Here is a 20,570-nt window from a genome sequence, read left to right as displayed (position 1 = left end):
AGCGCACTCCAGCGCAAGCACACGAACGCCGGGCCGCTCCCTCAGGAGCGGCCCGGCGCTTGGGTTCACCGGTGGGTCATGCTGCTGCTGTCAGGGGCGGTGCTTGTTGCCCTTGTCGACTGTGTGCTTGGGCTTGGCAGCCGGCTTCTTCGCAGCCTGGTGCTTGACGGCAGGCTTCTTGGCGGGCGGGCTCTTGAAGGGCTGGCTCTTGGTGACCACGTTCGTCGGGGGAGCGCTCGTGGGGCCGGGGACAACCTGGGTCCACGGGTGCGTAGCCATCGGCGTCCCGCAGTCCAGGGACGGTGTCATGTTGTTGACCGAGCAGAAGGTCTCGAAGACCCGCCCGTCGATGGTCGCGATCTCGATGTTGGCCCCGTTCGAGTGTTCATCGACGGCGATGCCGCACGCAAGCCCGGTGGGATAGCCCGGGTTCCGCGCGGCGATGGTCAGGTTGTGCCAGTCGAAGTTCGTCGGGTTCGGCTGGATCCCCCGGATTCCGACGTACGCGACCCCGTTGATCATTACCGCCTTGATCTCGCGGTTGGCGGCGGGCTTGTAGTTGGCGATGGCGTTGCACCCCCCGGTCGCACCGGTCGCACCGGTCGCACCCGTCGGACCTGTCGGACCCGTCGGGCCGGTCGGGCCGGTCGCGCCCGTGGCACCGTCCGCACCCGTGGCACCCGTGGCACCCGTGGCGCCGGTCGCACCATCGGCACCCGTGGCGCCGGTCGCACCATCGGCACCGGTCGCGCCCGTCGCACCATCAGCACCGGTCGCGCCCGTCGCACCATCCGCACCAGTCGGGCCGGTTGCACCCGTGGCGCCCGTGGCCCCGTCAGCACCAGTCGCGCCCGTCGCACCGTCAGCGCCCGTGGCACCGTCAGCACCGGTCGCGCCCGTGGCACCGTCAGCGCCCGTGGCGCCGGTCGCACCATCAGCACCGGTCGCGCCCGTGGCACCGTCAGCGCCCGTCGCACCATCAGCACCAGTCGGGCCGGTCGGGCCGGTCGGGCCGGTCGGGCCGGTCGGGCCGGTCGCACCGTCAGCACCCGTAGCGCCGTCAGCACCCGTGGCGCCGGTCGCCCCCGTGGCCCCGTCAGCACCGGTCGCACCCGTGGCACCGGTCGCGCCGGTCGCACCGGTCGCACCCGTCGCACCCGCGGGACCGGTCGGCCCAGTCGGCCCAGTCGGGCCTACGGGCGGGCACCCGTGGTCGCGCCCGTGGTGGGGGTCGCGCCCCTCGTCGTCTCCCCAGTCGCCGCGGCCGTCGTGGTCGCCGCGCCCGTCGTGGTGGTCGCGCCCGTCGTGGTGGTCGCGCCCGTCGTCGTCTCCCCGGCCACCGTGCCCGTCGTCGTCCCCGCCTCCGCGGTTCCTGTCGCGCGGTGGCCCGTCGTGCGGCTCGCAGTCATCGCCTCCGCCGCCGCCCGACGGGGCCGTGGCTCTCACCGCCGCGACCGCCGGATTGACCGCCGCGATGACGGGGGTGGCCATGCCCATGAGTACGAGGGACAGCGAGGCCAGGGCACCTCCCGCGATCCAGGCGCGGTTGCGGGGGACAGGACCGAGTTTGACCTTGGTCTGGTGCTCACGACTCATGTGCAGCGCTCCTTCGGAACGGAATGCGAGCCGGAACGGGTAGCGCTCCGGCTGCGAGTTCGAACGTCCTTGGGGCTTACGGACGGATGTGCCGGGATCTTGAGGTGCCGGGGATATTTATCAGCAGATCGGCCGATCAGGCCCCCTCTAACGGCTGCGCCGACGGCCACCGGGGGGTAGCGCCACCGGCGTGCCGCCCACCCATCGGCAGCCGTACTCCCTAACGTCGCCCGCGATCCGTCCGACGAGAGGGTGCTGCGGTGAGGCCGACCATCTGCCTGAACATGATCGTCAAGAACGAGGCCCCGACCATCCGGAAGTGCCTGGAGTCGGTCCGCCCCCTGATCGACACCTGGGTGATCGTGGACACGGGCTCCACCGACGGCACCCAGGACGTCATCCGGGACTGTCTCGCCGACCTGCCCGGCACGCTCCACGACCGGCCGTGGAAGGGGTTCGACGGCAGCCGCACCGAGGCGATCGAACTGGCCCGCGCCGGCGCCGACTACCTGCTGTTCATCGACGGCGACGACGAAATGCAGATCGAGCCCGGGTTCCGGATGCCGGACCTGACGCTCGACGCGTACCAGGTCGCGCTGCACGACGGTCCGATCGTCCACTGGCGGCCGGCGCTGGTCTCCACCCGGCTGCCCTGGCGGTACGTGGGCGTGCTCCACGAGTACATCGAATCCGGAACCGAGTACAGCCGCGACGTGATCGAGGGCTTCAACATCCTCTCCATCGGCGGCGGGGCCCGCCTCCGGGAAGAAGGCCAGCGGGCGAAGTACCTGCGCGATGCGGAAGTCCTCACCGAAGGCCTCGCCAAAGAGCCCGACAACACCCGCTACGCGTTCTACCTGGCCCAGAGCTGGCGCGACGCGGGAGAACCCGAGAAGTCCCTCGCCGCCTACGACCACCGGGTGGCCATGGGCGGCTGGGCCGAAGAGACCTACTGCGCGCAGCTCTACGCCGCGAGGCTCGCGGTCACTCTCGAGAGGCCGTCGGCCGAGGTGATGGACCGCTACCTCCGCGCACACGAGAGCCGTCCCTCACGCGCGGAGGCCCTCGGTGACCTCGCCCGCCTCTGCCGCCTCGAAAGCCGCTGGCCCCTCGCCTACCTGTTCGCCCGGCAGGCGGTACGGGTGCCGCACCCGGACGACATCCTCTTCGTCGAGTTCGCCTGGCACGACTGGCGCGCACTCGACGAGCTCGCGGTGGCCGCCTACTGGACCGGGGAGTACCAGGAGTCGTCGGACTGCTGCGAACGCCTGCTCCAGGAAGGCAAACTGCCCGGCGACCAGCAGGACCGGATCCTCGCGAACCTCGAGTTCGCGCGCCGCAAGCTGGGCGTGGGATCCCGGGCATTCGCCTGACCGTCCGCCCTTTTCACGCCCCCGTCAGCTGGACACCCGGAGAGCTCCCATGACCGTCACTGCCGCGGCCCACGCCGCTTCACCGCTGCTCGACCTGGTGCGGCCGACCCGTCCGACCCACGTGGTCGACGTGGGCGCCAACCCGATCGACGGAGACCCGCCGTACCGGAGCATGCTGGAGGCGGGCCTGTGCAGGGTGACCGGATTCGAGCCCCAGCCCGATGCCCTGGACACCCTGCGACGCCGCAAGGGTCCGTACGAGACCTACCTGCCCGACGCCCTCGGCGACGGCGGCACCCACACGCTCTTCGTAGCCACCAGCTCCGGGATGACCAGCCTCTTCCGCCCCGACACGAACAGGCTGGGGCTCTTCAACGGCTTCAGCGAGTGGGGCCGGATCCGCGAGGAGATCCCCGTCTCCACCCGGCGACTGGACGACGTCGAAGCGGTCGGCACCTTCGACCTGCTGAAGATCGACATCCAGGGGGCCGAGCTGATGGTCTTCCAAGGCGCGCGGAGAAAACTGGCCGAGGCCGTGGCCGTGCACACGGAGGTCTCCTTCGTCCCGCTGTACGAGGACCAGCCCGTGTTCGGCGACGTGGACCAGGAGCTGCGCGGCCAGGGATTCATCCCGCACGCCTTCGCGGCGATCAAGCGCTGGCCGATCGCCCCCGTGGTCTTCGGCGGTGACTTCCGCGTGGCCCGGCACCAGCTCCTCGAAGCCGATGTCGTGTACGTGCGCGACTTCGGACACCCCGAGTCCATGACCGACGAGCAGCTCAGGCAGCTGGCCCTGGTCGCCCACCACGTCTACGACTCGACCGACCTCGCCTACCACTGCCTCGCCCAGCTGAGCATGCGGGGTCTCGCCGATCCCGACGCACCGAACCGCTACCTCGCCGCCCTGGGCTGACACGACGTACGCAACGGCGGCCCGCGACTCCCCCCTCGGTGTCGCGGGCCGTCCGTATGTACCGGGGCCTGGGTCAGTCGGCCAGCGGCAGGTACACGCGGTTGCCCGCGGCCGCGAACTCGGCGGACTTCTCGGCCATGCCCGCCTCGATCTCCTCGGCGCCCAGGTCGCCGCCGTGCTGGCGGCGGATGTCCTGGGAGATCTTCATCGAGCAGAACTTCGGACCGCACATGGAGCAGAAGTGCGCGGTCTTGGCCGGCTCGGCCGGGAGGGTCTCGTCGTGGAACTCACGGGCCGTGTCCGGGTCGAGGGCCAGGTTGAACTGGTCCTCCCAGCGGAACTCGAACCGCGCGTCCGACAGGGCGTCGTCCCATTCCTGGGCGCCCGGGTGCCCCTTGGCCAGGTCCGCCGCGTGGGCCGCGATCTTGTACGTGATGACACCGGTCTTCACGTCGTCGCGGTTCGGCAGGCCCAGGTGCTCCTTGGGCGTGACGTAGCAGAGCATCGCGGTGCCCCACCAGGCGATCATCGCGGCGCCGATGCCCGAGGTGATGTGGTCGTACGCGGGCGCGACGTCGGTGGTCAGCGGGCCGAGCGTGTAGAACGGCGCCTCCTCGCAGATCTCCTGCTGAAGGTCGATGTTCTCCTTGATCTTGTGCATCGGGACGTGCCCGGGGCCCTCGATCATCGTCTGCACGTTGTACCGCTTGGCGATCGTGTTCAGCTCGCCCAGCGTCTTCAGCTCCGCGAACTGCGCCGCGTCGTTGGCGTCCGCGATGGAACCGGGGCGCAGACCGTCACCGAGGGAGTACGTGACGTCGTACGCCGCGAGGATCTCGCAGAGCTCCTCGAAGTTCGTGTAGAGGAAGTTCTCCTTGTGGTGCGCCAGGCACCAGGCGGCCATGATCGAACCGCCGCGCGAGACGATGCCGGTCTTGCGGCGCGCGGTCAGCGGCACGTACGACAGCAGCACGCCGGCGTGGACCGTCATGTAGTCGACGCCCTGCTCGGCCTGCTCGATGACCGTGTCCTTGTAGATCTCCCAGGTCAGGTCCTCGGCGCGGCCGTCGACCTTCTCCAGCGCCTGGTACAGCGGCACGGTGCCGATCGGCACGGGAGAGTTGCGCAGCACCCACTCGCGGGTGGTGTGGATGTTGCGGCCGGTCGAGAGGTCCATGACCGTGTCGGCGCCCCACTTGGTCGCCCAGGTCATCTTGTCCACCTCCTCCTCGATCGAGGAGGTGACGGCGGAGTTGCCGATGTTGGCGTTGACCTTCACCAGGAACCGCTTGCCGATGATCATCGGCTCGATCTCGGGGTGGTTCACATTGACCGGCATGACCGCGCGACCTGCGGCGATCTCCTCGCGGACGACCTCGGGGGAGACGTTCTCGCGGATCGCGACGTACTCCATCTCCGGGGTGATCTCGCCCCGGCGGGCGTACGCGAGCTGCGTGACCGCGGCGCCGCCGCGACCACGGCGGGGCTGGCGCGGACGGCCCGGGAAGACCGCGTCGAGGTTCTTGAGGCCACCGCGCGGCGAGGTGTGCTTGATGCCGTCGTCCTCGGGGCGCACGGGGCGGCCCGCGTACTCCTCGGTGTCGCCGCGGCTGATGATCCAGTTCTCGCGCAGCGGCGGCAGTCCGCGGCGCACGTCGGTCTCGACCTGCGGGTCGGTGTACGGCCCGGACGTGTCGTAGAGCGTGACGTCCTTGCCGTTGGTGAGGTGGACCTGGCGAACCGGCACCCGGATGTCGGGGCGGGAGCCCGCCACGTATCCCTTGTGCCAGCCGGGCTGGCGCTCGGTCTGGCCGTCGGCGTCCTGGCTGACGGCAGGCGTGCGTGCGTCCTGAATGGTCATGAGACCTAATCTCCCTACGCCGGCATTACCCGGTAACAGGTTCGGCGGTCGACGCAGCCTCCTCCCGTACGCATATTCGAATGCGAACGGTGATCAGCGCCCTCTCAGCCCGGTGCTCCGAGCTCCCGCGTTGTGCAAAGTAGCCCCCACGCTAGCGTCATGTGTGGCGTGCTGAACAGTGGGCCCCCTCATCTGTTGCGATGATCAGTCAGTGACGTCCTCGCCGCAGCCCCCCACCGAGCCCACGGATCCCGCTGGTCACGCCGACCACCCCGGCCACGCGCATGCGCACCCCGGTGACTCGCCCGACCGCTCCGCCGGGCACTCCCATGGCCATTCGCACAGCCATGGCCCGGCGGCCCCCGTCTCGAAGCACCTGCGCAAGGTGATCGCGGCCGTTCTGATCCCCTTCGCCACCGCCGTCGTGATCGGCATGGCGGTGCTCTGGCCCGGTGGCGCGCCGGGCCACGAACGCACCGGGGTCGGCTTCGACCGGCAGACCCAGGAGGCCACGGTCGTCGCGCTCCAACACGTCGACTGCAAATCCGTGAACGCCGCGCAGGTGCCGGCCACCGGCGACACCTCCACCCCCGAGGGACGCGAGGCCCTCGCCTCGCAGACCGGCGAGTGCAAGAAGGCCACCATCAGGGTGGGCAGCGGCCCCGACAAGGGCCGCGAGTTCATCGAGATCGTCCAGCCGGGCGCTCCACGACAGTTGACGGACGGCCAGGACGTGGTGGTCGCCTACGCTCCGGACGCGCCCCGGGACCTCCAGTACTCCGTGATCGACGTGAACCGCAAGCTGCCGATGGCCCTCCTCGCGGGCATCTTCGCCCTCGCGGTCGTCCTCGTCGGGCGGATGCGCGGGCTGTTCGCGCTCATCGCCCTCGCCGTCAGCTTCGCGGTGCTGACCCTCTTCATCCTCCCGGCGATCCTGCAGGGGTCGAACCCGCTGGTCGTGGCCGTGGTCGGAGCCAGCGCGATCATGCTGATCGCGCTCTACATGTGCCACGGGCTGACGGCCCGCACCTCGGTCGCGGTCCTCGGCACCATCATCTCGCTGCTGCTGATCGGCCTGCTGGGCTCGCTGTTCATCGACTGGGCATTCCTCAGCGGCAACACCGACGACAACACCGGGCTGATCCACGGGCTCTACCCGAACATCGACATGAGCGGTTTGCTGCTTGCGGGTGTCATCATCGGATCGCTCGGCGTACTCGACGACGTGACCGTCACTCAGACCTCGGCGGTCTGGGAACTCCACCAGGCAGACCCGTCGATGGGCCCCCGCGGGCTCTATCGTGCGGGCATCCGCATCGGGCGCGACCACATCGCGTCGGTGGTGAACACCCTGGTACTGGCGTACGCGGGCGCGGCGTTGCCCCTGCTCCTCTTGTTCTCGATCGCGAACAGCAGCATGGGTTCGGTGGCCAACAGCGAGCTGGTCGCGGAAGAGATCGTACGGACCCTCGTGGGCTCGATCGGACTGGTCGCCTCGGTACCCGTGACGACGGCGCTGGCCGCGCTGGTGGTGTCCGCCGACCGCGCGGAATCCCCGGCGGCCACAGCGGCCTCGGGGCCGCTCCGCGGCGGCCGGGGTCGGCGACGCAAGCGCTGAAAGGCGGACCGGCGGGCGCGACTGGTCAGTTCGCGCGCACGGCCGGCCGTGAGGAACGGCAGGGTGGAGCACTCAGCGCGTCGGCACGCTGAGCCGTGGTGCATGAATCCGGTGATGCAGGTGATGCAGGTGCTGTGGTTGATGCAGGTGGTGCGGTGATGCCGTGATGGGTGCCGGCGCGCCCTGGTCAGCGGATGTCCGGCCGGGCTTCGGTCAGCCCGCGTTCTGCTCGTTCTGCTGCGACTCCGCGAGGATCTTGTCGAGCGCCTCGTCGAGGTTCTCCTCGAAGTCACCGAGGTTGCGCTCCTGGCCGAGCGGAACGATCCGGTCGGTGCGGTCGAGGAAGGCCACGAGTGGCGCCGCGCTCGCACGGAAGAGTGCCCGGTCTGCACCTACTTGCAGCCGGATGTGGACATCGGACAGTTCCTCCGGATCGGTCGGGGCGATGTGGACATCACCGTCACCGCACGGCTTGTTGATGCCGTCCAGAAGGAGCTCCCGGCCGAACGCCCAGGTCACGGGCGCATCTCCGGGAAGGTGGAAGGTCAGACGGACTGCGTAGGGGTCACGAGCGTCGTACCGGAGTTCCACCGGGATCCGGAACGAGAGCTCCTCGGAAACGAGGAAACTCATCATGACCTCTGCCTGTACCGACTCGCGCATTGCCTACCCCGCTGTAGTGGAAGTGGCCAGGAATGATCCCCCAAGGCCCTCTTGACAAGAGTGGTGTAAGCGCTTGCAGATCACAAGGAGTGAGTTTTCAGATACTGATAGAGAACGAGAGGGTGCTCAACAGCGCGCCTACTTCACTCCGTAGCCGATCGACCGCATACAGCAATCGACTTTCCTGGTGCAGAGGGAGAGAAATCGCCATGGTCGCGGCGGTGTCGCCGGCCGTGATGGGGATGGCCGCGCACACCGTGCCCAGGGCGTATTCCTGCCGTTCGGCCACCGGCTGCATCCGCTCCATGGAGCCGATCCGCTGCTCCAGAGCCCGCAGATCCCGCACGGTGTAGGGGGTGATGGCCTCGACCGGGTGACGGTCGTAGTAGTCCTTGCGCGCCTTCTCGTCGAGCTGGCCGAGCAGGCACTGCCCGATGGCGTGCGCGTGGCCGGTCTCGCGGAAATCGGCCCACTCTTCGCAGGCCGGGTTCGCCGGGGTGTCCGAGACACCCACGACCTCGATTTCACCCTCGCGGTAGACCGCGAAGTAGACGGGGGCCCCGACCGCGTCGCGGAAGTGCGCGAGGGAGTCGAGGATCATGCTGCGACGTTTCTGCTGAAGTCCGCCACCGGCCAGACGGCCCGCGGCGTCCCCCAGGACGAAGACCCCGCTCTCGCGTCGCAGATAGCCCTCGTGGGTCAGGGTGCGCAGCAGGTGGTACGCGGTGGGAAGCGGGAGCCCGGCCTCGCGCGCCAGTTGTTTCGCCGGGGCTCCCTCGCTATGGGAACCCACCGCTTCGAGCAGCCTCAGCGCGCGCTGCACCGAACCGATCAGAGTCGGCACACCGGCATTGTGAACCGAAGACAAAGCTCACCCCCAGGCGTGGCGGCAGGCCTTGGGGGGGCCCGCCCTGCGGGGGCCGCCCCCGCGTGTGCCGTGACTCCTGGGGGTCGTGCTCGGTGGCTGTACCAAAGAACCGCAGGTCAGAGCGGTAGTACCGGCGTTCGGTGCCCAGGGAACGGCACAGATTGCCACTCTATCCGCCGATTCCCGGGCTGTGAGCGGTTTAGCGCTTCACGTTCCCTCAGCTGGGTTAATCCCACTGTGACCCTGGTTGCGCCAGTTCTACCACTCTCCGGCGGAGGACTTCGACTCGGAGCCCTTGAACTTCCTGACGACGAAGATCAGGCCTCCGACGAGGGCCACGAGGAGCAGGGCCTTGAAGAGGAAGCCGATCAGCGCACCGATGATGCTGGTGATCACACCACCGAAGACGAACAGCACCAGCAGCGGGACGGCGACCCACTTGACCCACCACGGCATGCCCTCGAATATCCCTCGGATGCCTTCCATGTCCTCGACCTCTTCTTCCTAGTCCGTCTGGTCCGGTGAACTCCTGCTCTCGATGCTAGGAGGCCACGGCCCCGGGCGGGGGCCCGCGAGCCCTCGTAGTCCCCTGATCCGACCCCTAGGGGGACAGGGCTCCGGACCCTAAGCCCCGGGTCCGTTCACCCTTCCGGCGGAGAGAAGACGACCATCACCTTCAGGTTCTCGGTGATGTGGTGGAACTTGTGCGGCACCCCGGCCGGCACGTAGACCACGCTCCCGTTGGCGACCATCGTCGTCTCCTCCCCGACGGTGATCGAGGCCCGGCCGCTGACGACGAAGTACACCTCGTCCTGGCCGTGCGGCTGTTGGGGATCGTTCTGCCCGGCGTCCAGCGCGTAGAGGCCGACCGACATGTTCCGCTCGCGCAGGAACTGCAGGTAGGCACCCTGGTTCGCGGCCCGCTCGGCCTCGAGCTCGTCCAGCCGGAAGGCCTTCATCTTCTTCTTACCCCTTGTGCTCTTGTGCTCTCGCGTCCGGCAAGCATCCGCGGATCAGCTGATGTTCCACCGGGACCTTCTCTGCAACGATCAGACACATGACGAATTTCGTAGTCAAGACCCTCGCCAACGCGGCAGCCCTGGGCGTCGCCATCTGGCTCGTCTCGGGCATCACGCTGGCCGACGACAGCAGCAAGGGCCACCAAGCGCTCTCCCTGATCTTGGTCGCGCTGATCTTCGGCCTGGTCAACCTCATCGTCAAGCCTGTGGTGAAGCTGCTCTCGCTGCCCCTCTTCGTCCTCACCCTCGGCCTCTTCACCATCGTGGTGAACGCGGCGATGCTGCTGCTGACCTCATGGCTGGCCAAGCAGTTCGACCTCAGCTTCCACGTCAACGACTTCTTCTGGTCGGCCATCGTCGGCGCCCTGATCATCTCCATCGTCTCCTGGGCCCTGAACATGGTCCTGCCCGACAAGAACTGAAGCCGGGCGCCCATGTACCGCGTGTGCTTCGTCTGCACCGGCAACATCTGCCGCTCGCCCATGGCCGAGTCGGTCTTCCGCTCCCACGTGGCCGACGCCGGGCTCTCGGGCCTGGTCGAGGTCGACAGCGCCGGCACCGGCGGCTGGCACGAGGGGGACGGGGCCGACCCGCGCACCGAAGCCGTCCTGGAGGCCGCCGGGTACGAGCCGGGCCACCGGGCCCGGCAGTTCCGGGCCTCCTGGTTCGCCGGCCTCGACCTCGTCATCGCGCTCGACGCCGGGCACCTGCGCGACCTCAGGGCGCTCGCCCCCACCCCTGAGGACGCGGCCAAGGTCCGGCTGCTGCGGTCCTACGACCCGGCGGCCTCCGCCGGGCAGACCGACGTACCGGACCCCTACTACGGCCCCCTCGACGGATTCGAGGAGTGCCTGCACCTGGTCGAGGCGGCGAGCCCCGGCCTGCTGGCCGCCGTAAGCGAAGCCGTGAAGGAGCACACCCGATGAACGCCCCCGATGCCGTGCCTGCGCCGTCCGAGCGGCTCGGCGACGGCACCGTCGCCGTCCGCGCCGGTCTGCCGGAGCCCGTCAAGAACGAGCCGCCGCTGCCCGGCCCCGTCTTCGCCGCCCACTTCCACCTACCCGGCGACGTCGAGGGCCCCTACGCCTACGGCCGCGACACCAACCCCACCTGGACCCTGCTGGAGCGGGCCATCGGGGAGCTGGAGGCCCCCGGCCTGGACGGGGTGGACACGGTCGTCTTCGCCTCCGGCATGGCCGCGGTGTCCGCCGTCCTGCTCTCCCAGGCACGCGCCGGCGACACCGTCGTCCTGCCCGACGACGGCTACCAGGTGCTGCCCCTCGTACGGGAACAGCTGGAGGCGTACGGGGTCCACGTGCGCACCGCCCCCACCGGCGAGGACGCCCAGCTCACGGTGCTCGACGGAGCCCGGCTGCTGTGGCTGGAGACCCCGTCCAACCCGGGGCTCGACGTCTGCGACGTACGACGCCTCGTGGACGCGGCGCACGCCGGCGGGACCCTCGTCGCCGTCGACAACACCCTCGCCACCCCGCTCGGACAGCGCCCCCTCGAACTGGGCGCCGACTTCTCGGTGGCCAGCGGCACCAAGGGCCTGACCGGCCACGGCGACCTGCTGCTCGGCTACGTCGTCTGCCGCAATGCCGAGCTCGCCGCGGGCATCCGCCGCTGGCGCAAGGTGGTCGGCGCGATCCCCGGCCCCATGGAGGCCTGGCTCGCCCACCGGTCCCTGTCCACCATCCAGCTGCGCGCCCAGCGCCAGTGGGCCAACGCCCTCGCCGTCGCCGAGGCCCTCGCCGACCGCGCCGACGTGACCGGGTTGCGGTACCCGGGCCTGCCGGCGGACCCGTCTCACAAGACGGCCGCACGGCAGATGCGGGGCTTCGGCTCCGTGGTCTCCTTCACCCTGCCCGACCGCACGCACGCGGAACGGTTCATGGCCGCCCTGCGGCTCGTCGAGGACGCCACCAGTTTCGGCGGGGTGCGCTCCACCGCCGAGCGCCGCCGACGGTGGGGCGGCGACAACGTTCCGGAGGGCTTCATCCGCTTCTCCGCGGGGGCCGAGGACACCGAGGACCTGGTCACGGACGTGCTGCGGGCACTCGACCTGGCGGCCTCGAAGAGCTGACCACCTGCCGGAAGGCGGTCCGAGCACGCCGTCCAGCGGCTCGGACCGCCCGGAGCCCCGCCCGGCGGGTTTCACCGGCACGCGTTTCAGAAGCGGAAGTCTGGGCCACTCTTCTCCCATGACCGAACGTCCAGTGGTCAAACGCACCGCCCGCGCGATCCTGCTCGACGGTGACGACCTGATCCTCATCAAGCGGACCAAACCCGGCGTCGACTCCTACTGGCTCACCCCCGGCGGGGGCGTGGAGCCCTCGGACCTGACCGTCGTCGACGCCCTCCACCGAGAACTCCACGAGGAGCTCGGCGCGAAGATCACCGATGTCGTGCCCTGCTTCGTCGACACCGTCGAGCACATCGCCGATGGGGGAGTGACCGGCGTCAAGGTGCAGCACTTCTTCGTCTGCCATCTCGAATCCATGGACCCCAGTCAGCGGCACGGCCCCGAGATCGACGAGCCGGAGGGCGAGTACGAGATCGTCCGCGTGCCCTTCAGCCGCGTCGGCATCGCCGCGGTGCATCTCGTCCCGCTGTCCCTGCGCCACTACCTCGACGGCAACATCGAGGGCGTGCGCGCGATGCACGCCCCCGACCTGGGCTGACCCACCGCACGCGGGCGCCGCCGTCGGATTCAGCCGGCGACGCCCGCCAGTTCCTCCACCTCGTCGTGCCGGATCCGCTCACCGGGGATCCCGATCCTCTTCAGCGCGTCCACCCCGCTGCGGATCATCGCGGCCGGTCCCGAGACGAACGCGTCGTACGAGCTCCAGGGCCCGTGGGTACCGACGGCCTGCGGCAGCTGCCCGGCGAGGCCCTCGTCGCAGACCACGGGGCGCACCGACAGCCAGGGATGCGAGCGCTGCAGCCCCAGCAGCGTGTCCTTGTCGTACAGGTCGTCGTCGCTGCGCGCCCCGAAGAACACCTCCACCGGACGCCGCTCTCCGTGCTCTGCCACGTCTTCGATCAGCGCTTTGATCGGGGCGATGCCCGTGCCGCCGCCCAGGCACAGCATTCCGTTGTCGGTGCTGTGGTCCACCACCATCGATCCCGCCGGGGGCCCGAGGCGCAGCACGTCGCCGGGGCGGGCGTGCCGGACGAGCGCATTGGAGACCCAACCCGCCGGAACGGCCTTGACGTGGAAGGACAGCAGCCCGTCCGCGCGGGGCGCCGAGGCGAAGGAATAGTGCCGCCAGATCCGCGGCCACCACGGGGTCTCCAGGGTCGTGTACTGGCCCGCGAGGAAGGGGTAGGGCTGGTCGGGGCGGACGGTGAGCACCGCGATGTCGGAGGTGCGCAGATCGTGCGAGACCACCTCCGCGTGCCACCACGGCGGCGCCTTGGGCACGTCCTCGGCCGCCGCGTCGATCATGATCTGGGAGATCGCGGTGTACGCCCGCGCCCAGGCCGCCTCGGTCTCCGGCCCCCAGGTGGCCTCCGCGTACTTGGCCAGCGCCCCGATCAGGGCCTCTCCCACCGGCGGATAGTGCTCGGGCAGGGTTCCGTACTTGCGGTGCCCCGTGCCCAGCCGGCGCAGGTAGGCGGTGAGCACCTCGGGGTTGTCGATGTGCTCGGCGGCCGTCAGCAGCGCCTTCAGCAGCCGGTCCCGCTGCACGTCCATCGCCGCGGGGAACAGCCCTCGGAGGTCCGGGTATCCCGTGAAGACGACGGCGTAGAAGTAGGAGGTCACCTTGTCGGCGACGGGTCCGATCTCCGCGAGGGTCCGGCGGATGAGCACGGCATCGGGGGAGGGTTCGGGGGAGGGCTCGGGCGCCCCGTCCCCGGACGGTATCCGGGTTGACCCCCGTCTTGCCGATCTGGTGGGCGGAGCGTCCATGCGGTGCCTCGCTTCGAGCATCTCGGTAGGTCTGCACGCCCCACGGCCTTCGAATCCGTGGTTCCGGGTTTCACAGCGTGCCAGTCCGCCCCAGAGCTTGCGGGGAAATGCGGGAATTCCGCGTTTCGAACCCACTTTCCCCTTAAGATGCCTCAACTCCCGTGCGCGCCACCCCTGTCAGCTGGTATGCCTCGCGCAGGTCCCGGCCCTCATAGACGTGCGTCGCACGCTCCACCAGGTAGGGCCGGGCGTTCACCGCGACCGAGACCGGGACCGCCGCAAAGAGCGCCACGTCGGTACTGGAGTCCCCGTACGCGACACAGTCGGCCCGGGTCACACCGAACCGCGCGCACAGCCGGTCGGCGACCGTCACCTTGCCCTCCGGCGTCAGGATCCCGGCCACGTCCACCGGCCGGGTGAAGGGCACTTCCGGGAAGACCGAGCCGTGCGCGGCGTGCGCGCCCCACTCCAGCAGCAGCTCCACGAAGAACGACGGCGACAGCGAGATGACCGCGCAGTAGTCCCCGCGCCCCCGGATCTCCTGCCAGACCTCCCGGATGCCCGACAGCCAGGGGGCCCCGTCGAAAGCCGCCCGGACGTGCGCCGGAGTCAGCTCCGTCCAGAGCTTCTGCACCGCCAGCGCGAACTGGTGCGGCTGGAGCTCCCGTGCGACGAAGGCGCGCTCCAGCTCGGCGATCTCGTCGGACAGCCCGAGCTGCCGTGAGATCTCGACCGGCGAGGCCGAGCCGTACATCAGCGTCCCGTCGAGGTCGAACAGGTGGAGGAGGGTCATGACCGGCCAGGCTAGTACGTTCGTTTCACGTGAAACAGTGGATGTCGCCCACCGGACCTCGCGTGGATGTTTCACGTGAAACATCCACCCCAAATCCCCTGGACCGGGTCACCGTCGATGAACCAGTCTGGGGCCGTGACACCACCACACCTCTCCTCCCTCCCGATCCGCGCACTGACCGTGGACGATCTCCGCCACTGCGCCGATCTTTCCGAAGACCGCGGCTGGCCCCGCGAGGACCACAAGTGGGGGCTGCTGCTCGCCGCCGGACAGGGTTACGGCATCGATGCTCCCGACGGACAGGGACTGGCCACGGCCTGCGTGGTCACCCGGTACGGACCTCCGCTGGCCGATCCCGAACTCGCGGCCATCGGCATGGTCCTGGTCGCCGAACGCTTCGCCCGCCAGGGTCTGGGCCGGCGCCTGATGACGTACGTCTGCGACGAGGTCCTCAAGGGCGTTCCGCTCACCCTGCACTCCACCCCGTACGGCCGCCCCCTCTACGAGGAGCTCGGCTTCGAGACCACCGGCCGCGCCGAGATGCTGCGGGGCTCCTTCAGCCCGGACGCCACCGGTCCCGTGCGGGACACCATCCGTGTACGGCCCGCAGGCGCCGAGGACATCTCGCGGATCCTCCTGCTGGACGCCGAGGTCTTCGGCACCGACCGCACCCACCTGGTCACCCGGCTGCCGGCCTTCACGGACCGGCTGCTCGTCGCCGAGGACCCGTCCGGCGAGCTGATCGGCTACGGAGCGATCTGGCCGAACATGGACACCCACGTCATCGGGCCCCTGGTGGCCCGTGACACCGGGACGGCCCAGGCCCTCGTCACCGCCCTCGCGACGTCCACGGACCGGCACCTGCGTACCGATGTCGACGTACGCCACGAAGAGCTGATCGGCTGGCTCAAGGAACGCGGTCTCGGCTCCGTTGCCTTCAACACCGTCATGACCCGTGACATCCCCGGGCTGCCCGGTGACTGGACCCGTCGGTGGGCCCCGCTCACCGTGGCGGCAGGCTGAGCGAGGAGCACCCGACCATGACCGACACCAACTCCGGTCTGATCATCCGTCCCGCCACCGAGGGGGATCTGCCCGCGATCGTCGCGATGCTCGCGGACGACCCGCTCGGCGCCACCCGGGAATCCACGGACGATCTCACCCCCTACGCGGCAGCCCTCAAGCGGCTCTTGGAGGACCCCCACCAGCACGTGGTCGTCGCCGTCCGCGCGGGCCGCGTCGTCGGCACCCTCCAGCTGACGATCGTCCCCGGGCTCTCCCGCAAGGGGAGCACCCGTTCGATCATCGAGGGCGTACGGATCCACGCCGAGGAACGCGGCAGCGGCCTGGGTACCCGGTTCATCGAATGGGCGATCGAACAGTCCCGTGCCGAGAACTGCCAACTCGTCCAGCTCACCTCGGACGTGACCCGCACCGACGCCCACCGCTTCTACGAACGGCTCGGGTTCACCGCTTCCCACGTCGGATTCAAGCTCCAGCTCTGAGACCCCGTGCGTGGGCCGGGCCGCTCTCGGGCGCCCGGCCTACGATCGGGAAGATGAGCAGCTTCCCCCGCATCACCACCTCGGAGCGCCGCCGGCGCCTCGGCCGCAGGCACCGCCTGGCCCCGTCGGCGCACGGCGCCACCGTGTCCGAGGCCGCGGACTGCGTCGTCGCCCTGCACGCCACCGATGCCGCGACCGTCTTCCTCTCCGCTCGCGCCAGGCTGCGCGAAGGCGCGCCCGCCGCGATCGAGCAGGCCCTGTACGAGGACGTGACCCTCGTACGGCTGCTCAGCATGCGCAACACGCTCTTCGCCGTCTCCACCGGACTCGCCCCCTACGTCGATGCCTCCACCGCCCGCGGCATCGCCGTGAAGGAGCGCCGTACCTTCCTCAAGCACCTCGACGAGGACGGTCAGGGCCTCGACGCGGACTGGCTGGCCCAGGTGGAGGGCGCCGTGCTGGACGCGCTCGACGCGCACGGCCCCTCCAGCGGCAGCCAGCTGTCCACGGCCGTCCCCGCCCTGCGCCGGAAGTTCGTCTACGGCCGGGGCAAGAACTACGAGACCGAGACCGGGGTCGCCACCCGTGTCATCCGCCTGCTGGCCGCCGACGGCCGGATCCGCCGGGACCGGCCCCGTGGATCGTGGACCTCCAGCCAGTACCGCTGGACCCACACGGAGCCGTGGCCGGCCGTACCAGCGGCCGAGGCGCGCGCCGAGATCGCCCGCCGGTGGCTGCACGCCTACGGTCCGGCCACCGAGGCCGACCTCAAGTGGTGGACGGGCTGGACCCTCACCGAGGTCCGCAAGGCCCTCGCAGTCGTCGGCCCCGACGAGGTCCGGCTCGAGGACGGCGCCACCGCGCTCGTCTGCCCAGGGGACACCGGGCCCGAACCCGAGCCGGAGCCCTGGGTCGCCCTGCTGCCCGCCCTGGACCCGAGCGCAATGGGCTGGGTGGACCGGGGCTTCCACCTCGACCCCGCCCACCGGCCGCCCCTCTTCGACCGCTCCGGCAACATCGGCCCCACCGTGTGGTGGAACGGAGAGATCGTCGGCGGCTGGGCCCAGCGCGGCGACGGCGAGATCGTCCACCGGCTGCTGGGCGACCCGGGCAGCGAAGCCGGGAAGGCCGTCGCTGCCGAGGCCGCCCGGCTCGCCGCCTGGCTGGGGGAGGCCCGCGTCACTCCGCGCTTCCGCACCCCACTGGAGCGTGAACTCACAGCGGGGTGAAGCGGCCCGCTAGCCGATGCCCCGCCAGCCCTGCGGGTCGACCCCGCCGGGCACCGGGGAATCCGGGTCGTAGGGCTCCCGGGTGAACACGAACGAGGCGAGGTCGAGGTGGCTCACCGATCCGTCCGGCCGACGCACGGCCCGCAGCGACTCACCCGCGTAGTAGCCGCCGAGCCCGGTCCAGCTGCCGTCCGGCTCCGGCCGGAACCGGGCGGTCCGGCCGGTGCCGCTCACCGGGCCCAGTTCCAGGAATCCGTCGTAGGTCAGCCGTACGGCCTGGGCCGCCGTGCCCCAGTACCAAGGGCCGCACAGCTCCAGCGCGACGGAATCGGCCTCCCGGAGCGGCCGCCACGGCTCGGGGATCCGCGGCTCGGCCTCGGCGACGATGGCCACCAGGTCGGCCGCCAGTGTGGAAATCGCCGGCCCCGAAGTGCAGTTGGCCAGAGCCACCGCCGCCACGTCGTCCGCCTCGCTCAGCCACAGGCCCGCGAGGAAGCCGGGCAGCGAGCCGGAGTGGCCCGCGAGCCGGCGCCCGCCGCTCTGCGTCAACTGCACCCCGAGCCCGTATCCCAGCTCGGCGATGCCCGGCTCCGGGGGAGTGGCCGAGGTCCGCATCTCCCGTACGGACTCGGCGCTCAGCACGCGCGCGTCGCCCCGTACGAGGAAGGCGGCGAACTTCGCCAGATCGCCGGTGGTGGACCACAGCTGGCCGGCCGGGGCCATGAGCCCCAGGTCCTCCAGGGGTTCGGGCATCATCACGTCCGCCCACGGGTGCACCGCCCAGCCGCCGGCGTGCGGGGCCACCGGCTGCGCCGTCGTGCGCGCCAGCCCCAGCGGCTCCAGCACCTCGACGCGGAGCGCTTCCTCCCAGGGCCTCGCGCGGACGGCCTCGACGAGCGAACCCAGCAGGGTGTAGCCCGGGTTGGAGTAGTGGTGGCGCCGACCGGGCTCGAAGCGGAAGGGGCGCTCGCCCAGGACGTCCGAGAGCTCCGGTCGCAGCGTGCCGGCCGTGCGCTCCCACCACTCGCCGGGCGTCTCCGCCGCCAGTCCGGAGGTGTGGGACAGCAGTTGCCCCACCGTCACCTCGCCGACTCCCGTACCCGGGATGAACTTCTCGATGGGGTCGCCCAGTTCCAGCAGGCCCTCGTCCCGAAGCCGCATCACCAGCACGGCGGTGAACGTCTTGGTGATCGACCCGATCCGGTACTGCACGTTTCCGTCGGGGCCGTGCCCCTCGACCATGGTCCGGGACCCCTCCCAGACCACCTCGCCGTCCCGCACCACGGCCGCCACCAGCGACGGGGTCCGGCCTTCGCGCTGCGCGACCGCGATCCGGTGGTTCAGCGCACGCCGGGTCGCGGGCAGGAGGACATGATCTTCCAATGCGGCATCCATGCTGCGGATGCTACGTGTTGGCCATGTCCACGAACCGCGAGTAATGGCCCTGGAAGGCCACGGTGATGGTGGCCGTAGGACCGTTACGGTGCTTCGCCACGATCAGGTCCGCCTCACCCGCGCGGGGGGACTCCTTCTCGTACGCGTCCTCGCGGTGGAGCAGGATCACCATGTCGGCGTCCTGCTCGATCGAGCCGGACTCACGCAGGTCGGAGACCATCGGCTTCTTGTCGGTGCGCTGCTCGGGGCCACGGTTCAGCTGGGACAGCGCGATCACCGGGACCTCCAGCTCCTTCGCCAGGAGCTTGAGGTTTCGGGACATGTCCGAGACCTCCTGCTGGCGGCTCTCGGGCCGGCGCGAGCCGCCCGCCTGCATCAGCTGGAGGTAGTCGATGACGACGAGCGACAGGTCGTTGCGCTGCTTGAGGCGGCGGCACTTCGCGCGGATCTCCATCATCGACAGGTTCGGGGAGTCGTCGATGTAGAGCGGGGCTGCGGAGACGTCCGGCATCCGGCGGGCCAGCCGGGTCCAGTCGTCGTCCGTCATCGTGCCGGAGCGCATGTGGTGCAGGGCCACCCGGGCCTCCGCCGAGAGCAGGCGCATCGCGATCTCGTTGCGCCCCATTTCGAGGGAGAAGATGACGCTGGGCAGATTGGCCTTGATGGAGCAGGCACGGGCGAAGTCCAGCGCGAGGGTGGACTTACCCATGGCGGGACGGGCCGCGATGACAATCATCTGGCCCGGGTGCAGACCGTTGGTCAGCGAGTCCAGGTCGGTGAAGCCGGTCGGGACGCCCGACATCTGGCCGCTGCGCGAACCGATCGCCTCGATCTCGTCGAGGGCGCCCTCCATGATGTCGCCGAGCGGCAGGTAGTCCTCGGAGGTCCGCTGCTCGGTGACTGCGTAGATCTCGGCCTGGGCGCTGTTGACGATCTCGTCGACGTCCCCGTCGGCGGCGTAACCCATCTGCGTGATCTTCGTACCGGCGGCGACCAGCCGGCGCAGGACCGCCCGCTCGTGGACGATCTCCGCGTAGTACTCGGCGTTCGCCGCCGTGGGGACCGACTGGACCAGGGTGTGCAGGTAGGGGGCCCCGCCGACCTTGCTGATCTCACCGCGCCGGGTCAGCTCAGCGCTGACGGTGATCGGGTCGGCCGGCTCTCCCTTGGCGTACAGGTCGAGGATGGCCTGGTAGATCGTCTCGTGCGACGGACGGTAGAAGTCGTGCCCCTTGAGCACCTCGACCACGTCGGCGATGGCGTCCTTGGACAGCAGCATGCCGCCCAGGACGGACTGCTCGGCGTCGAGGTCCTGGGGCGGGACCCGCTCGAAGCCGCCGCCTCCGCCGTCCCAGGAGCCGCCCTCGCGGCCCCGGTCGCTCTGTTCGTCCCCGCGGCCACGGCCTTCGCCGTTGCGGCGCGTACGGGCGGGCAGACGGTCACCTGGACCGCTGTCGGCCCAGGGGTCGTCCATGGGCTCGGACATGCTCACCGGGCCGCCTCCTCCCGTCCGCAACGCGGACCTTGCCGTGTCACTCTTTCTACGACACGGCTCTGACATTTGGGGCACCCGAATCGGCTCTCGGCGAGTCGGACATCGAACCAAGGTAGGCCCGGGAGCGACGTCAGCCAATCTTGTTATCCACAGGCTGTGTGGATGAGGTGTGGATGACGGCGCCAATGCTGTGGGTAACTCCCCGGAAGCTGTGCACGGACCGGGGGACAGTGCTGTGGACAAAATCACCTGCCCCACCCACCTACCCCATTTGACCTGGCCTTTCCCCCTCCACCGACCGTGGTGGAGAAAAATCTTCGCCACTG

Annotated in this window: 20 protein-coding genes; 10 read left to right on the top strand and 10 right to left on the bottom strand. The window is 70.0% G+C overall.

Annotated features, from left to right (window positions below; genetic code table 11):
• Positions 1-90: 90 nt before the first annotated feature.
• On the bottom strand, positions 91-1,596 hold the full coding sequence (locus tag OHA37_RS19345) for a hypothetical protein (RefSeq protein WP_266906919.1): 1,506 nt from the start codon (positions 1,594-1,596) through the stop codon (positions 91-93).
• A 260-nt stretch (positions 1,597-1,856) separates the two neighbouring features.
• On the opposite strand from OHA37_RS19345, the gene OHA37_RS19340 reads away from it, so the two are divergent.
• Positions 1,857-2,969 (top strand): tetratricopeptide repeat-containing glycosyltransferase, encoded by a 1,113-nt coding sequence (locus tag OHA37_RS19340; RefSeq protein WP_266906917.1) that lies wholly within the window; start codon positions 1,857-1,859, stop codon positions 2,967-2,969.
• A 49-nt stretch (positions 2,970-3,018) separates the two neighbouring features.
• Positions 3,019-3,882 carry an FkbM family methyltransferase gene (locus OHA37_RS19335; RefSeq protein WP_266906915.1) on the top strand — a complete coding sequence of 288 codons (864 nt, stop codon included), beginning with the start codon at positions 3,019-3,021 and terminating at the stop codon, positions 3,880-3,882.
• 73 nt (positions 3,883-3,955) lie between these two features.
• Here the strand turns inward: OHA37_RS19335 and thiC are convergent, their stop codons facing one another.
• Positions 3,956-5,743, bottom strand: a complete 1,788-nt coding sequence (gene thiC, locus OHA37_RS19330; RefSeq protein ID WP_266906913.1) for a phosphomethylpyrimidine synthase ThiC — start codon at positions 5,741-5,743, stop codon at positions 3,956-3,958.
• Positions 5,744-5,954: 211 nt separating this feature from the next.
• On the opposite strand from thiC, the gene OHA37_RS19325 reads away from it, so the two are divergent.
• Entirely contained in the window at positions 5,955-7,361 is a 1,407-nt protein-coding gene (locus tag OHA37_RS19325; RefSeq protein WP_266906911.1) for a YibE/F family protein, read from the top strand.
• A gap of 213 nt (positions 7,362-7,574) precedes the next feature.
• Here OHA37_RS19325 and OHA37_RS19320 read toward each other — a convergent pair whose 3' ends face one another.
• From OHA37_RS19320 to OHA37_RS19305, 4 genes are all read right to left on the bottom strand, one after another.
• Complete coding sequence (locus OHA37_RS19320) at positions 7,575-8,024, bottom strand: SsgA family sporulation/cell division regulator (protein ID WP_243331178.1); 450 nt, start codon at positions 8,022-8,024, stop codon at positions 7,575-7,577.
• Between the two features lie 97 nt (positions 8,025-8,121).
• Positions 8,122-8,859, bottom strand: a complete 738-nt coding sequence (locus tag OHA37_RS19315) for an IclR family transcriptional regulator (protein WP_323182410.1) — start codon at positions 8,857-8,859, stop codon at positions 8,122-8,124.
• Between the two features lie 291 nt (positions 8,860-9,150).
• The gene (locus tag OHA37_RS19310) at positions 9,151-9,378 is read right to left on the bottom strand and encodes a DUF5326 family protein (protein WP_266906907.1); all 228 of its coding nucleotides are present in this window, start codon (positions 9,376-9,378) and stop codon (positions 9,151-9,153) included.
• 155 nt (positions 9,379-9,533) lie between these two features.
• Complete coding sequence (locus OHA37_RS19305; protein ID WP_266906905.1) at positions 9,534-9,851, bottom strand: cupin domain-containing protein; 318 nt, start codon at positions 9,849-9,851, stop codon at positions 9,534-9,536.
• Positions 9,852-9,949: 98 nt separating this feature from the next.
• On the opposite strand from OHA37_RS19305, the gene OHA37_RS19300 reads away from it, so the two are divergent.
• From OHA37_RS19300 to OHA37_RS19285, 4 genes are all read left to right on the top strand, one after another.
• The gene (locus OHA37_RS19300; RefSeq protein WP_266906903.1) at positions 9,950-10,333 is read left to right on the top strand and encodes a phage holin family protein; all 384 of its coding nucleotides are present in this window, start codon (positions 9,950-9,952) and stop codon (positions 10,331-10,333) included.
• Positions 10,334-10,345: 12 nt separating this feature from the next.
• Positions 10,346-10,837: a low molecular weight protein-tyrosine-phosphatase gene (locus tag OHA37_RS19295; RefSeq protein WP_266906901.1), complete on the top strand. Its 492-nt coding sequence runs from the start codon at positions 10,346-10,348 to the stop codon at positions 10,835-10,837.
• On the top strand, positions 10,834-11,997 hold the full coding sequence (locus OHA37_RS19290; RefSeq protein WP_266906899.1) for a cystathionine gamma-lyase: 1,164 nt from the start codon (positions 10,834-10,836) through the stop codon (positions 11,995-11,997). Before OHA37_RS19295 ends, OHA37_RS19290 begins: the two co-directional genes overlap by 4 nt.
• A 118-nt stretch (positions 11,998-12,115) precedes the next feature.
• Entirely contained in the window at positions 12,116-12,595 is a 480-nt protein-coding gene (locus tag OHA37_RS19285; protein ID WP_266906897.1) for an NUDIX domain-containing protein, read from the top strand.
• A gap of 29 nt (positions 12,596-12,624) precedes the next feature.
• Here OHA37_RS19285 and OHA37_RS19280 read toward each other — a convergent pair whose 3' ends face one another.
• Both OHA37_RS19280 and OHA37_RS19275 read right to left on the bottom strand, forming a co-directional pair.
• Positions 12,625-13,944 carry a globin domain-containing protein gene (locus tag OHA37_RS19280; protein WP_443046310.1) on the bottom strand — a complete coding sequence of 440 codons (1,320 nt, stop codon included), beginning with the start codon at positions 13,942-13,944 and terminating at the stop codon, positions 12,625-12,627.
• A gap of 25 nt (positions 13,945-13,969) precedes the next feature.
• Positions 13,970-14,620, bottom strand: coding sequence for an HAD family hydrolase (locus OHA37_RS19275; protein WP_266906893.1), 651 nt, complete (start codon positions 14,618-14,620; stop codon positions 13,970-13,972).
• 135 nt (positions 14,621-14,755) lie between these two features.
• Between OHA37_RS19275 and OHA37_RS19270 the strand changes: the two genes are divergently transcribed.
• Genes OHA37_RS19270 through OHA37_RS19260 form a run of 3 tightly spaced genes read left to right on the top strand, consistent with a single transcriptional unit; the run spans position 14,756 to position 17,354 of the window.
• Complete coding sequence (locus tag OHA37_RS19270) at positions 14,756-15,643, top strand: GNAT family N-acetyltransferase (protein ID WP_266906891.1); 888 nt, start codon at positions 14,756-14,758, stop codon at positions 15,641-15,643.
• 17 nt (positions 15,644-15,660) lie between these two features.
• Complete coding sequence (locus OHA37_RS19265; RefSeq protein ID WP_266906889.1) at positions 15,661-16,125, top strand: GNAT family N-acetyltransferase; 465 nt, start codon at positions 15,661-15,663, stop codon at positions 16,123-16,125.
• Positions 16,126-16,178: 53 nt separating this feature from the next.
• Entirely contained in the window at positions 16,179-17,354 is a 1,176-nt protein-coding gene (locus OHA37_RS19260) for a winged helix DNA-binding domain-containing protein (protein WP_266906887.1), read from the top strand.
• 9 nt (positions 17,355-17,363) lie between these two features.
• On the opposite strand, the gene OHA37_RS19255 is transcribed toward OHA37_RS19260, so the two are convergent.
• Positions 17,364-18,749 (bottom strand): serine hydrolase domain-containing protein, encoded by a 1,386-nt coding sequence (locus OHA37_RS19255; protein ID WP_266906885.1) that lies wholly within the window; start codon positions 18,747-18,749, stop codon positions 17,364-17,366.
• A gap of 10 nt (positions 18,750-18,759) precedes the next feature.
• Positions 18,760-20,223 carry a replicative DNA helicase gene (gene dnaB / locus OHA37_RS19250; protein ID WP_266912908.1) on the bottom strand — a complete coding sequence of 488 codons (1,464 nt, stop codon included), beginning with the start codon at positions 20,221-20,223 and terminating at the stop codon, positions 18,760-18,762.
• Between the last annotated feature and the right edge of the window lie 347 nt (positions 20,224-20,570).

It is taken from the genome of Streptomyces sp. NBC_00335 (genome assembly GCF_036127095.1).
Lineage (GTDB): Bacteria > Actinomycetota > Actinomycetes > Streptomycetales > Streptomycetaceae > Streptomyces.
The sequence above is the reverse complement of the archived record's forward strand: the minus strand, read 5'-3'. Positions and strand labels throughout refer to the sequence as shown.

What these genes read in the sequence shown, in the direction of transcription:
- OHA37_RS19335 (WP_266906915.1), top strand. Translation starts at nt 3,019, where the DNA reads ATGACCGTCACTGCCGCGGCCCACGCCGCTTCACCGCTGCTCGACCTG.
- OHA37_RS19260 (WP_266906887.1), top strand. Translation starts at nt 16,179, where the DNA reads ATGAGCAGCTTCCCCCGCATCACCACCTCGGAGCGCCGCCGGCGCCTC.
- OHA37_RS19320 (WP_243331178.1), bottom strand. Translation starts at nt 8,024, where the DNA reads ATGCGCGAGTCGGTACAGGCAGAGGTCATGATGAGTTTCCTCGTTTCC.
- OHA37_RS19300 (WP_266906903.1), top strand. Translation starts at nt 9,950, where the DNA reads ATGACGAATTTCGTAGTCAAGACCCTCGCCAACGCGGCAGCCCTGGGC.
- OHA37_RS19285 (WP_266906897.1), top strand. Translation starts at nt 12,116, where the DNA reads ATGACCGAACGTCCAGTGGTCAAACGCACCGCCCGCGCGATCCTGCTC.
- OHA37_RS19310 (WP_266906907.1), bottom strand. Translation starts at nt 9,378, where the DNA reads ATGGAAGGCATCCGAGGGATATTCGAGGGCATGCCGTGGTGGGTCAAG.
- dnaB (WP_266912908.1), bottom strand. Translation starts at nt 20,223, where the DNA reads ATGGACGACCCCTGGGCCGACAGCGGTCCAGGTGACCGTCTGCCCGCC.
- OHA37_RS19275 (WP_266906893.1), bottom strand. Translation starts at nt 14,620, where the DNA reads ATGACCCTCCTCCACCTGTTCGACCTCGACGGGACGCTGATGTACGGC.
- thiC (WP_266906913.1), bottom strand. Translation starts at nt 5,743, where the DNA reads ATGACCATTCAGGACGCACGCACGCCTGCCGTCAGCCAGGACGCCGAC.
- OHA37_RS19255 (WP_266906885.1), bottom strand. Translation starts at nt 18,749, where the DNA reads ATGGATGCCGCATTGGAAGATCATGTCCTCCTGCCCGCGACCCGGCGT.
- OHA37_RS19295 (WP_266906901.1), top strand. Translation starts at nt 10,346, where the DNA reads ATGTACCGCGTGTGCTTCGTCTGCACCGGCAACATCTGCCGCTCGCCC.
- OHA37_RS19345 (WP_266906919.1), bottom strand. Translation starts at nt 1,596, where the DNA reads ATGAGTCGTGAGCACCAGACCAAGGTCAAACTCGGTCCTGTCCCCCGC.
- OHA37_RS19265 (WP_266906889.1), top strand. Translation starts at nt 15,661, where the DNA reads ATGACCGACACCAACTCCGGTCTGATCATCCGTCCCGCCACCGAGGGG.
- OHA37_RS19290 (WP_266906899.1), top strand. Translation starts at nt 10,834, where the DNA reads ATGAACGCCCCCGATGCCGTGCCTGCGCCGTCCGAGCGGCTCGGCGAC.
- OHA37_RS19305 (WP_266906905.1), bottom strand. Translation starts at nt 9,851, where the DNA reads ATGAAGGCCTTCCGGCTGGACGAGCTCGAGGCCGAGCGGGCCGCGAAC.